At 68.1% G+C, this 11,885-nt stretch carries 9 protein-coding genes; 2 read left to right on the top strand and 7 right to left on the bottom strand.

Going from position 1 to position 11,885, the window contains the following annotated elements; all coding sequences use genetic code 11:
- The first annotated feature begins 200 nt into the window (after positions 1–200).
- Complete coding sequence (locus K9U15_RS12615; protein WP_096227824.1) at positions 201–1,130, top strand: LysR family transcriptional regulator; 930 nt, start codon at positions 201–203, stop codon at positions 1,128–1,130.
- 9 nt (positions 1,131–1,139) lie between these two features.
- On the opposite strand, the gene K9U15_RS12610 is transcribed toward K9U15_RS12615, so the two are convergent.
- From K9U15_RS12610 to K9U15_RS12595, 4 genes are all read right to left on the bottom strand, one after another.
- A complete protein-coding gene (locus tag K9U15_RS12610; protein WP_301156286.1) occupies positions 1,140–4,049 on the bottom strand; it encodes a hypothetical protein in 2,910 nt (969 codons plus the stop codon).
- 455 nt (positions 4,050–4,504) lie between these two features.
- Positions 4,505–4,885 (bottom strand): NifB/NifX family molybdenum-iron cluster-binding protein, encoded by a 381-nt coding sequence (locus tag K9U15_RS12605; protein WP_096227822.1) that lies wholly within the window; start codon positions 4,883–4,885, stop codon positions 4,505–4,507.
- 245 nt (positions 4,886–5,130) lie between these two features.
- A complete protein-coding gene (locus K9U15_RS12600) occupies positions 5,131–5,565 on the bottom strand; it encodes a PadR family transcriptional regulator (protein WP_096227821.1) in 435 nt (144 codons plus the stop codon).
- A 400-nt stretch (positions 5,566–5,965) separates the two neighbouring features.
- Positions 5,966–7,342, bottom strand: coding sequence for a DHA2 family efflux MFS transporter permease subunit (locus K9U15_RS12595; RefSeq protein ID WP_301156284.1), 1,377 nt, complete (start codon positions 7,340–7,342; stop codon positions 5,966–5,968).
- 248 nt (positions 7,343–7,590) lie between these two features.
- Between K9U15_RS12595 and K9U15_RS12590 the strand changes: the two genes are divergently transcribed.
- Entirely contained in the window at positions 7,591–8,253 is a 663-nt protein-coding gene (locus K9U15_RS12590) for a DUF1648 domain-containing protein (RefSeq protein WP_301156283.1), read from the top strand.
- A gap of 208 nt (positions 8,254–8,461) precedes the next feature.
- On the opposite strand, the gene pth is transcribed toward K9U15_RS12590, so the two are convergent.
- From pth to glmU, 3 genes are all read right to left on the bottom strand, one after another.
- Complete coding sequence (gene pth, locus K9U15_RS12585) at positions 8,462–9,019, bottom strand: aminoacyl-tRNA hydrolase (protein WP_301156282.1); 558 nt, start codon at positions 9,017–9,019, stop codon at positions 8,462–8,464.
- Positions 9,020–9,025: 6 nt separating this feature from the next.
- Positions 9,026–9,991 (bottom strand): ribose-phosphate pyrophosphokinase, encoded by a 966-nt coding sequence (locus K9U15_RS12580; protein ID WP_301156281.1) that lies wholly within the window; start codon positions 9,989–9,991, stop codon positions 9,026–9,028.
- Between the two features lie 395 nt (positions 9,992–10,386).
- On the bottom strand, positions 10,387–11,766 hold the full coding sequence (glmU, locus tag K9U15_RS12575; protein WP_301156280.1) for a bifunctional UDP-N-acetylglucosamine diphosphorylase/glucosamine-1-phosphate N-acetyltransferase GlmU: 1,380 nt from the start codon (positions 11,764–11,766) through the stop codon (positions 10,387–10,389).
- Between the last annotated feature and the right edge of the window lie 119 nt (positions 11,767–11,885).

The following is an 11,885-nucleotide window of genomic DNA, read 5'->3' as shown; positions in this document are numbered from 1 at the left end:
CCATGAGCGCAGCAAGGGGAGGACAAGGATTCGGCAACGTGGGAGGCAGCGTTTCCCTGGAATCGGAATTACGTATGGCATCCCCTGTTCTCTCTATGGCCAAATTACCACCGCTGTACTTATACTTTTTTCCGGGGAGGGTACCGTTCGTTGTCTAACAAGGGGCCTTGTCGGCCTTTTGCAAAGCATGAGGGGGCGGCATGAGTTCTTTAGAGGAGTTTCTCGTATTCAAGGACGTTGCCTACACCGGCAACATCACCCGCACTTCCGAACGACTGCACATGAGCCAGCCAAGCGTGAGCATCCACATCCAGAACCTGGAGAAGGAATACGGCACGCAGTTCCTCGACCGCACCAACCGGGGCGTCACCCTCACCGAGAGCGGCGAGGTGTTCTACGGCTACGCGAAGGAGATCGTGCAGCTCATCTGCGAGGCGCGCGAGGCCGTGCTCAAGGCGGCCACCTGCCATCACGGCATCCGCATCGGGGCCACGTTCACCATCGGCGAGTACCTCCTGCCCTTCTTCCTGCGCGAGTACTACACGAACGAACAGGATGCCGACATCGACGTGCAGATAGCCGACACCGAGATTCTCGCGCGCGAGATCATGGACAAGCGGCTGCACGTCGCGCTCATCGAAGGACCTGTGCCCGACGAGCCGAACTTCACCGTGGAGACGTTCTGGCACGACGAGCTGGTGGTCGTGGTGCCCAGCGACCATCCATGGAGCACGAGCCAGTCCATCAGCTTCAGCGAGCTGGCGTCCGAGACGCTCATCACCCGCGAGCAGGGCTCCGGCACGCGCAAGGTCATGGAGCTGGCCCTGGCGCGCAGCGGCTTCAACCACCAGGATCTGAACATACGGCTTGAGCTGGGAAGCACGCAGGCCATCAAGCAGGCGGTGAGGTGCCACATGGGCGTGGCCGTCATCTCCGCGCTGACCGTTCAGGAGGAGTGCCGCCTGAAGCAGATGACGGCGCTGCGCGTGAAGGACTGCTCGTTCGCGCGGGCGCTCAGCATCCTCACGCACACCAAGGGCAACCTCACAGCCGACGAGGAGTCATTCCTCTTGCTGCTGCGCAACCGCAAGAAGCTAAGCGAGATCCTGCCCAAGCCCATCATCCCGTAAACGCGTTCTTCACTCCAGCGACTTCAGCACGTTCACCAGAGCGTCGTCCGGGCGGTAGTGCAGGCGCAGCGACAACAGGTTTCGGGCGACCGGGAACAGGCCGGCGTCCACAGCGGCCGCGGCACCCGCGTCCAGGGTCTCGAACATCTCCTCCGTCGGCGCCAGCACTATCCCTGCGCTGCGCAGCTCGTCATCCACGGCATCGCGCTCGATCGGCTCCATGCCGTGCTCTGCGGCCAGCTCCTTGAGCTCGGCCACGGCCTGCAGCGCCATCACGGGCGACGTCATGACCGACTTGAGGTAGCAGGCCGCACCCGCGCGCGGCCTGCCCGCCTTCCACAGCGCATAGGCCAGCTGGTAGTAGGCAATGGCCACGTCGTTCGGCTGCGCGGCCACATCCAGGCCCGCCTCCAGCACGGCCGCAGCGCTGTCCATATCGCCCACCAGCATGTAGGCGCGGCCGAGCTGGCGGTAACCGCCGGCCGAGGCGGGCGCCAGCTCGATGGCGCGCCTGCCGTAGCGCAAGGCGTCGTCCACGCGGTCGAACGAGCGCTCCAGCAGCGTGACGATCTCCAAATGGCAGAGGAAGAACGAGTCGGGCGCCAGCTGGATGCTCCTGCCCGCGTCCGCGGCCGCCCGAGCGGCGAGGGTCGGCACAGCGGGCGCGTCGGACGGGGCTGATGGTTGCGAACCGCCGGCGCCCCTCTGGCGCACGGCCCGCAGGGCGCGGGAGTACCGCACGCGCGCCGCGTACGAGTCGAACGCACGGTATGCGGTCACGGCGCCGTCCGTGTAGCCGTCGAGCGCGGCGGCTTCGGACACCGCGTCCGCCAGCACGGCCACCGCCTCGGCGGGGTCGCGCGGGGCGAGCGCACGGGCGCGGGCGAGGGCGGCCAGGCAGCGGTCCTCGCCGAGGAAGCACGTCACCGCGGCGTTCTGGTCCTCGGTGTCCAGCGTTCCCTCCGCGAGCGCCGCCATGAGGCGCGTGCAGGCCGAGACCCCTTGGTCGTCCCCGAGGGTGCGGGCGGCGTGCTGCTCCTTACGCACGATGCGAATGGCCTCGGTGGCGCTGCCGGCGCGCGCGATGCGGTCGGCCAACCCCTCTCCCACGCGACGGCGGCGAGCCTCGGCCGCGATGCGCAGGTCGCGCGCATCGTCGGTGCCGAGCACGGGCCGCACGGCCTGCGGCAGGGGCGCGTCGTCCAGCTCGGGCAGCTCCTGGCGCCGCACGGTGGAGGGCAGCGCCTGCATGAGCGCGAACGGGTCGGCCCCGGGCAGGTCGCACACGGCGCCGCAATACGCGAGCAGCGGCGCGGGGTCGCCCTCGAGGGCGCTGCGGAAGCAGCCCGACTCCTCGTAGGCCCGGCGGGTGAGCGCAACCTGGTAGTAGGCCGCCTCCTGCCGATCGGCGGGAAACTCGGCGTCCGGCGAGGCAGGGTTCTCGCAGCCATCGGGCGCGGCAGGCGGAGCGCCGTCCCCGAGCGGGCAGGCCGCCACGTCGACGCGGCGGATGGCCGGAGAGGCCTCGAACGCCGCGGTGGCGAGCGCCAGGCCGAAGTGCATGGCGTAGCGGCGCGCCTGGGCGTCGCGCTCGGCGGTCGGCACGTCCTCCCAGCCGGCACCTGCCGGGCCTTCGACCCATCGGCGCGCGGGCATGAGCGCGGCGTCCGGCACCGTCAGCCGGAAAGCTGCAAGGCCCTCCGCCACGTTCGCCTGCATCTGCGCCTCGATGCGCACCGGCAGCTTCAGCCGCTCCAGCACGCCGGCCAGGCGGCAACGCGCCTCCCATTCACCGTCATCGGACCCTCGGGGCGTGCCGGCCAGGCGCTCGGCGCCCAACGCCTGCGCCCCCGCCGTCTCTATCAGGTAGGCATCCCAGCGTGCGCAGTCCGCGTCGCCGGCCAGCGTCGCGCGGTCACCGAACGCCTCCTCCATCAGGGTGAACCGGTTGAGCGCGGCCTCCAGGGCCCAGACGGTGCGGCGGTCGACGGCCGCGTCCTCGTCCTCTTGCGCTATGTAGTAAAGGTCGGCGTAGCGCGCGGTGCGCACGAGCCGCAGCGCCTCGTCCGGCACGGCCGGCGGGCGCAGGCCGTCCAGGCCGGCTTCCTCGAGCCACCGCACAAGGCCTCTCACCAGGGCGGGCGGCTGCACCACCGGGTCGCTCTCAGCGCTGCGCACCTCGTCGACGATGGTGCGCAGGACCGGTAGGAGCGGGGTTTCCCGCAGACGCTCGTGGACGAAGGCCGTGCCCCTCTCGGGCACCTCCGCCCCGCCCAGCCGGGGCCGGTGCACGAACGCCAGGTAGGCGCGGGCGAGGGCGTCGTCGTAGGAGAGGCCTGCGGCGTGCGGCCCGAAGTCGAACCACGTGTCCGTGAACGTGTAGCGGCCGCCCTTGCACAAGTACCGCGCCACCTGCCGCTCGTCCTCGCCGCCCGTGCGCACCTCCACGCAGCCGTGCTCCCCGTCCGGGCGAGCCCCCGGGCCGCGCTCCGCGTCGGTGCGCGCTCCCCGGACGGCCGTATGCCCGTCCGCGCACATCTCTGCAGGGCCACGGCCCATGTCCGCGGGACCCTCGTCGACAAAGCGCGCGAAGTCGAGATCGGGCCTGCGGGCAGGCGGCGCAGTGAGCGGCCGGTCCGTGGAGAACGCGCGCCCGAAGCGGTCCACGTAGGCTAGGATGCGGAACTCCCGCCTGCCCGTGAACTCCACCACGTAGCGGTCGCCCTTGGATGGCGCCGCGCAGGCCCCGGCAATCCAGCCGTATACCGGCGCCTGCGCGTCTGCCGCTGCAGGCGCGGACGGCGACGGCACGGCATCGGGCAGCACGCGGCGCGTGGCGCCAAGCAATGACCTGGCCGCCGACACGACGTACGTCCCGCCTTGCCCTGCGCTTCGTCCCTGTTCCTCTCCGCGGCCCAAGCCCGCTCCTTTCTCTCACCGAGCAGGATAGCACGACCAGGCAGCCCTGCGCCCAAAACCCAGCACGTCTGCATGGCATACGTGCACGCCATCCCCTAGGAAGACGCTGGTTAACGGTGCTTCCCTAGAGCCGCCAAAAGGGCACAGCAGAAAAGCACCGCAGAAGGGGCGGGACGAAGTCGGAGGCTATGGCATGTTTTCGACGGCGAACCTCGGGGACGGCTTTTCGCCACCAGAGGTTTCTCGGATTCGTGTCGGCAGAAATTCGTTCAAGCATGCTCTAGCCTCTGATTTAGTCCATGACTCTTTCAGTCGTATTTAAAGGGCCGTGTTCAAATGCTGCAAACCTAGCGCAATCAAGAAGGGCGTCGTTACGTTAATCAGTCTCTCCCTAGAACGCACGAGGGGCGCCTGCCGTTCGGCGGGCGCCCCTCGCAATCGATCGTTTTGCGAACTCAGTGATGGTGGTTGCAGGCGTTCTCGGCACCCATGATCGGCACGCTGCCGGCCGCCACGAGCTTCGCGACCTCGCCCACGTTCGGCGTCTGGTTCTCGAAGTACACCGTGATGCCCGCGTCGTTGAAGCCTATCATCGGGCGCATGCCCATGCCGGCCGCCACGATGGCGTCCACGCCGGCGTCGGCCAGCAGGCCCACCGGGCGCAGGCAGCCGCCCTCTTCGTGCGGCGGGTTCGCCAGCTCTGACGTGCCCTTGATCTCGCCGTCCTCGATGTCCACGATGGTGAAGCAGTCGCAGTGGCCGAAATGGCCCGAGCGCTCGGATGCAAGGTCGGCTGCGCCCATCGTCGGCACCGCGAGTTTCAGCGTTTCTCCCATGATGACCCTTCTTTCCCGGAACGTCGCCGTTCCGCTTATCGTCTTCCGAGGCCTCGTCGCCTCGGGTCGTGCCCTTCTCGTTTCCCGAACGCCCGCGCAGACACCGCCTTGCCGAGTCAGCAGGACGGACGGTCGGCAGCCATCTGCGCGCCTTCGCGCCCGCGCCGCCATCCGCCGTTTCGCTGGGCTGGCAAGAGCTTTCGCGCCCATCGCCTACAGCTTATTGCGACGCCATCCGGAGTTCTTCAGCCTTCGCTCGGCGCTTGCGCGCTCTCGCGGATTCGGCCGGCGGCGTTCAGGCCGCCTTCCAGCAACCCCACCAGCAGCTCGTCGAGCCGCTGGCGTGCCCGAAGCGCGTCGAGCCACTGCTCGGCCAGCTCCAGGCCTTGTTCCGTGAGCTCGTACTCGCGCCGGCGTGGGCCGGAGGCGTCCTCGCACCAGCGCGACGCCACAGCGCCCTCGTCCTCCAGCCTCCGCAGCGAACGGTACAGCCCGCCCACGTCGACGTCCACCTCGCCGTCCGTCATGTCGAGGATGGTGCGGCGCATGTCGTAGCCGTAGCCGCCGGCATACAGCAGGGCCGCCAACGCCGCCGGCTCCACCAACGCTCCGCCGCCCCCGCCGCGCCGTCGACAGCACGGTTGCCGGGCACCCTCTCCTCCGCAGTCGCCTCGCGGCATGCGCGTCGCCTCCTTTTACTCGGCCCGTCGGCCGTCTCTTCGGCGGGTTAGCGGCTTGCACCGGCCAACGCGGCGCTTCCGTCGCGCTGCCTCAGCAGGCCGCAAGCTTTACGCCGTCTGGCCGCCCCTTCTGCGGCGGTCGTCGTTCCTCCGCGACCTGCCGGCATTCGCCGTTCGCCCGCTCTGTCGTCTACAGCTATATGACATGAACATATATACTCCCGAAACATCTATGTTGTCAACATATATCTTTGCCCATGCCGCCATGCGTCCCGAAAAGCCGTCATCCGGTCGTTGCGCTGATATCAACGTGCCCGCGCCAGCCACAGCCTGGTTCGACGATACCCGAGCAGGTGAGCCGCAGCAGCGCTATCCGTCCCAGAGCGTGCCCGAAGCGGCCCTAGCGCACCTTCGCCACGATGCCGACGAACGTGGCCACGGCGAACACAGCAGAGAAGGCGAACGCCAGCTGGTAGGGCAGCGCGGGGTTGGAGGCCGCGGCAGCCGAGGTGCCCGCCAGGGCAATGAGCAGCACCATGGCCGACGTGCCGAGCGAGGCGCACGCCTGGCGCCCCGCGATGGAGAACGAGCTGCCGTCGGTAACGATACGCCCCGGCAGGCCGGCGAGACTCCACGAGATGAGCGGACCCATGAGCCCCGACACGCCGAACGCGCGCACGGCCTGGCAGAACGTGGTAACGGCGAGCGGCGTCTCCTCGTCCAGAAACACCATGAGCACCGATCCGACCGCCAAGAGCGCGCCCGATGCCAACGTCACGGGACGGATGCCGAACCGATCGGTGAGCACGCCGGCCAGCGGGTTCAGGAACAGCGCCGCCAACGTGCCGGGCAAAAGCACGATCCCCGCGTCGAGCGCCGTGCCGCCGCACGGCCCCTCCACGTACAGCGGGATGACCAGCGTCACGCCCATGAACGAGGCATGCAGCAGGCACAACACCGCGAAACCGACCGTGTACTGGCCCGACTTGAAGATGTCCATGTTGATGAGCGGATCTTCCACGCGCTTCTGCCGCTGCACGAACAGCACGAGGAACACCGCGCCCGCCACGAGCGGGCCCCAGACGAACGGGCTGGTGAGCGCGAAACTGCTCGCCTCGGAGAACCCCAGCAGCAAGCCGCCGAAGCCCAGCGCCGACAGCATGAACGACAGCGTATCGAACCGCTCGCTGCGGTTGCCCTCCCCGCCGCGCACGAGCAGCGCCGTGGCAACCCCCAGCACTGCCACGCCTGCCAGCAGCAGCACGAAGAAGCTGCGCCATCCGAACGAGAAGCTGAAGGCCCCGCCGACAGTCGGTCCGATGTTCGGCGCAAAGCCCATGGCGATGCCCGCGATGCCCATGGCCGTGGCGCGGCGACCCTCGGGAAAGCGCGTCATGGCGATAGTCTGCATGAGCGGAAGCAGAAGCCCCGTGGATACGGCCTGGCAGATGCGCCCGGCCAGCAGCACGGCGAAATTCGAGGCCAGGCAGTCGGCAAGGGCCCCCACCAGGAAGAACGCCAGGGCGATGAACACGTGCTGGCGCGTGGTGAACCGCTTCCCCAAAAACGTGGCCGCGGGAACCGCGATGCCCAGCACCAGCATGTAGCTGGTGGTAAGCCACTGGCCCAAGCTCACGTCGAGTGCGAACTCGCCCATGATCTCGGGCATCATGGCGTTCACGGCCGTCTGCGAGAGGTTGCCGAAGGCGGAGGCAAGCATCACGATGGCGAACAGCGCGTACACACGCCCCCGCTCGCCCTTGACCAACTCCCGCACCGCAGCCTCCTTTGCCTCCGTACCTTCGCCGTCCCTTCAAGTATAGCCCAAGCGCCGCGGCCCAAACGCTCCTAAATCGGGGAAACGCTCCGGGCGGAGCGGCCGAGGTGCGCTCCCTGGGCAGGTGTCCTGCCGTTAAGCGCCCGGCAGGACGCAGCGCCCGGGACCCGCTTGCCTCGTTGATTCCCCTTCGTCTATACTTAGTATTGCTAAATATGCTTATGCGAGCGTTCGAAAGGACGGCGGCCATGTCTTCCAACTCCGAGCACAACTGCGTTGCCGACGGTCAAGTCCCTGCACGGCGGAGTCGCTGGCGCATCGCGGCCCTCATCGCGCTCGCCGCGCTTCCCCTCGTCCTCACCGCCGCCGCCCAGCCGTTCCTGCCGGAGACGGTTCCCGTGCACTTCGACGTGGACGGGCCCGACCGTTGGGGATCAAAAGCAGAGCTCTTCGTCGGCGCTGGCATTCTCTTCGTCATCGAGATCGCGGCCGCTCTCCTGTTCGCTGTCTTCGAGCGTCAGCGAGCGACCGGGCGCGAGGACTGGCTCGTGTCGGACAGCTTCGGCGGTCAGATGTCGTTTCCCGTCGTCGCCGGCGTGTTCGCCGTGCTCGACCTCTTCCAGGCGGCAAGCGTGGCGATGTGCTTCGCGGAAGCCGGGTTCGCTGCGCCCGTCGACGTGGCGCAGCTGCTCGTCGACCTGGGGATGGGCGCAATCGTGTTCGGCCTGCTCGCGTTCTCGCTGTACATGCTGATCACGGACAAGGGGCTGCAGTTCGTGAACTCCCACCCGGGATCGAGCGAGCTGGAGCGGAAGCTGGGAGCCGACAAGCAGCAGGCGCGCGCCATCGGCGCGCTGCTGCTGTTCATCACGGCGTTCTTGCTCGTGGAGTGGATAGTGACGATGAGATGAGCGAGAAACGGCTTTATTGCAGACAAGGAGCTGCTGAAGCGCAAACCCGCGCATCCGCATCGGGGCGAGCGCTGGGCGCGCCGCAGCCGTCCCGCAGAGCAGGGGCACTGCCCTTGTCGCTCAACAGGAAAATGCCGTAGGTTTCCAACGAGGGCCCAGCCCTTGCTTTACGGCACCAACGCCAATGCGGCGAGAATCGGCGCTTCCCCTAGTTGAACGCCTGCTGGGTCTTCTCCAAGCCCGCCGTAACCAGCGAGAGCGCGGCCTGGGCGCCGCGGTCCACGGCGTAGGCGAAGTCGTCGGCGGCCTCCTTCTTTGGCAGCGACAGCACCCAGTCCACCACGGGCATGCGTCCCGGCGGGCGGCCGATGCCCACGCGCACGCGGCTCCAATCGCGCGTGCCCAGCTTGTCGCAGATGGAGCGCAGGCCGTTGTGCCCCGCGTGCCCGCCGCCGAACTTCACGCGCACGGTACCGGGATCGATGTCCAGCTCGTCGTGGATGACGATAAGGTGCTCCGCGTCCACGCCGTAGGCGTTCATGAGCTGCTTCACCGGGCCGCCCGACGTGTTCATGTAGCTCTGGGGCTTGGCGAGCACGAGGTCGACGTCGCGGTAGGCGCCCTTGGCCGTGAGCGACCCGCACTCCGTCTTCCAGTAGCGCGCTCCCACCTCGCCCACGATGGCATCCACCGCGTCGAACCCGGCATTGTGGCGCGTGTGCGCATATTCCTCGCCCGGATTCCCCAGGCCTACGATCAGGTACATCGCGCCCTACTCGAACAGCGAGGCCACGGAGCCGTTGTCGTACACGTTGCTGATGGTCTTCGCGAACAGGGAGGCCAGCGACAGCACCTTGATCTTGCCGGTCTGGCGCTCCAGCGGCACGGGCACCGCGTTCGTCACCACGACCTCCTCGATGATGGAGTTGGCGATGCGGTCGTACGCCGGACCGCTGAACAGGCCGTGGGTGGCACACGCGTACACCTGCGCGGCGCCCTTTGCCTTGAGGGTGGACGCGGCCGCCACCAGCGAGCCGGCCGTATCGATCATGTCGTCGTTGAGGATGCACACCTTGTCCTTCACGTCGCCGATGAGCGCCGTGATCTCGGCCTGGTTGTGCTTCGGACGATCCTTGTGCATGATGGCGATGTCGCAGTCCAGCATGGTGGAGAACTTCTTCGCCGCCTTCGCACGGCCCACGTCGGGCGACACCACGCACAGCTGCTCGGGGTCGAAGCCCATGGACCGGTAGTAGTCCACGAAGATGGGCATGGCCGTCATGTGGTTCACCGGCAGGTCGAAAAAGCCCTGGATGGCGTCCTGGTGCAGGTCGACGGTGATCACGTTGTCCACGCCCGCCGCGGCCAAGAGGTCGGCCACCAGCTTCGCCGTGATGGGCTCGCGCGGCGCGGCCTTGCGGTCCTGGCGCGCGTAGCCGTAGTGCGAGATGACGGCCGACACGGAGCGCGCGGAGGCGCGCTTGGCGGCGTCGGTCATGATGAGCAGCTCCATGAGCGCGTCGTTCACGTCGTAGCCCTCGGCGCCGCACACCGACTGGATGAGGAACACGTCGGCGCCGCGGACGCTCTCCTGGTAGCGCGCGTAGATCTCGCCGTTCGCGAACTTCTCCAGCTTCACGTTGCCGAGCGAGGCGTTCAGGTGCCTCGCTATCTCGTCGGCAAGCTCGGGGTTGACCGACCCCGAGAACAAGGCCATGCTCTTCTGCACTTCCGTCATGTGCGCGCTCCTTCGTGTTGCCGCGGGGCCGCCGCGCCCGCCGCAGCAGTCGCCCCCTCTCACATGGGCACTATTGTATCCGCAGGCAGCGTGCCCGCACAGTGACAACTTCGGTATCTTCGCAGATTGACCGCAACGAAATATCCTGATCGGGAATTGCCCCCCTTCGGGGCATTTCGACCTTCCGGGAACTCGATGCACAGTTTTGGACACCGTGAAGCTCTCGGACGCCTAAAGGGGGCCACGTGCTTTCGCCGACCAGGGGAAATGCGCTTGTGCTCCACGAAAAACGCGCCCGGAGAGCCTCCGGGCGCGTCAAAACACTTCACAGCGACCAAAACGGTGACTTTCCGACCCCGTTTTCACGAAGAACCCTTGGGCAGGAAGCGGCAGACCTACCCTTGGGCTTGCTGCTCGCGCTTCTTGGCGGCCCAACCGGGAATCTCGCGCTGCTCGGGGCGCGTCAGGGCCAGCGCGTCGGCCGCCACGTCCTTCGTGATGCAGGAGCCCGCGCCGATGATGGCGCCCGCGCCGATGCTCACCGGGGCCACCATCATGGTGTCGCTCCCCACGAACGCGCCGTCGCCAATGACGGTGGGCCACTTCTTCTTGCCGTCGTAGTTGCAGGTGATGGATCCGGCGCCGATGTTCACGTCCTCGCCGATGGTGGCGTCGCCGATGTAGGACAGGTGCGGCACCTTCGAGCCCTTGCCGACCGTGGACTTCTTGATCTCCACATGGGTGCCGGCCTTGGCGCCCTCGCACAGGTGCGCGGCCGGGCGCAGGTAGGTTCGCGGGCCGCACGAGGCGCCGTCGTCGATGAGCGCCTCCACGGCCACCGTCTCGTCCACGGTGCAGCCGCGCCCCACCACCGTGTCGGTCAGCCGCGAGTTCGGGCCGATCACGCTGTCCTCGCCCACGGACGTGCTGCCCATGAGGAACGTCTGCGGCAGCAGCTCCACGTCCTGCTCGATGACCACGTCGGGCCCAATCCACACCTGGTCGGGGTCGGTCATGGTCACGCCAGCCGCCAGGTGCGCGGCGTTGATGCGGCGCTGGGCGAACTTCGTGGCCTCGGCCAGCTGGGCCCGCGAGTTCACGCCCAGGCACTCGGACGGATCGTTGGTGGGGAGCGCCAGCACGGGGCGGCCGGCGGCGCGGCAGATGGCCAGCACGTCGGTGAGGTAGAACTCGCCCTGGGCGTTGTCGTCGTCCACCTGGCCGAGCGCGTCGAACAGCGCGCGGGCGTCGAAGCAGTAGAAGCCGGAGTTGCACTCGCAGATGGCGGCCTCGGCGCTGTTCGCGTCCTTCTGCTCCACGATGCGCTCCACGGCACCCACGCGGTCGCGCGCGATGCGCCCGTAGCCGTAGGGGTTCTCCAGCTCCATGGTGAGCACCACCACGGCCGCGTCGGCCTGCTCGCGCATGTCCACGAGCCGGCGGATGGTGTCGGCGGTGATGAGCGGGCAGTCGCCCGAGAGAACCACGAGCGAGCCGTCGAAGTCGGCGAGCGCTTCGGCGCACACGGCCACGGCGTCGGCCGTGCCGCGGCGCTCGGGCTGCACCACCACGTCGGTGTCGGCCTCCACAAGCGGCTCCACCTGCTGGCGCTCGTGGCCCACGACGGTCGCGACGCGGCTGATGCCGGCCTCGTGGGCGGCGTCCACCACCCAGCGCACGAGCGGCTTGCCCAGCACCTCGTGGACGACCTTGGGCTTCTTCGACTTCATGCGGGTTCCGGCACCCGCGGCGAGCACGATGGCGGCAGCTTCCATGGTTTCCCTTCGTTCGCATGGCGTTTTCGACCGTACAGTATAGCGCAGGGCTCGCACGGCGGGCGCGAACCCCACGCAGAAGCCATGCGGACAGCGAGGCCCGGGCAGCCGTCTCCCGG

It is taken from the genome of Gordonibacter sp. RACS_AR68 (genome assembly GCF_030418485.1).
Taxonomy (GTDB): domain Bacteria; phylum Actinomycetota; class Coriobacteriia; order Coriobacteriales; family Eggerthellaceae; genus Gordonibacter; species Gordonibacter urolithinfaciens.
The sequence above is the reverse complement of the archived record's forward strand: the minus strand, read 5'-3'. Positions and strand labels throughout refer to the sequence as shown.

What these genes read in the sequence shown, in the direction of transcription:
- K9U15_RS12615 (WP_096227824.1), top strand. Translation starts at nt 201, where the DNA reads ATGAGTTCTTTAGAGGAGTTTCTCGTATTCAAGGACGTTGCCTACACC.
- K9U15_RS12605 (WP_096227822.1), bottom strand. Translation starts at nt 4,885, where the DNA reads ATGGGAGAAACGCTGAAACTCGCGGTGCCGACGATGGGCGCAGCCGAC.
- K9U15_RS12600 (WP_096227821.1), bottom strand. Translation starts at nt 5,565, where the DNA reads ATGCCGCGAGGCGACTGCGGAGGAGAGGGTGCCCGGCAACCGTGCTGT.
- K9U15_RS12590 (WP_301156283.1), top strand. Translation starts at nt 7,591, where the DNA reads ATGTCTTCCAACTCCGAGCACAACTGCGTTGCCGACGGTCAAGTCCCT.
- pth (WP_301156282.1), bottom strand. Translation starts at nt 9,019, where the DNA reads ATGTACCTGATCGTAGGCCTGGGGAATCCGGGCGAGGAATATGCGCAC.
- K9U15_RS12580 (WP_301156281.1), bottom strand. Translation starts at nt 9,991, where the DNA reads ATGACGGAAGTGCAGAAGAGCATGGCCTTGTTCTCGGGGTCGGTCAAC.
- glmU (WP_301156280.1), bottom strand. Translation starts at nt 11,766, where the DNA reads ATGGAAGCTGCCGCCATCGTGCTCGCCGCGGGTGCCGGAACCCGCATG.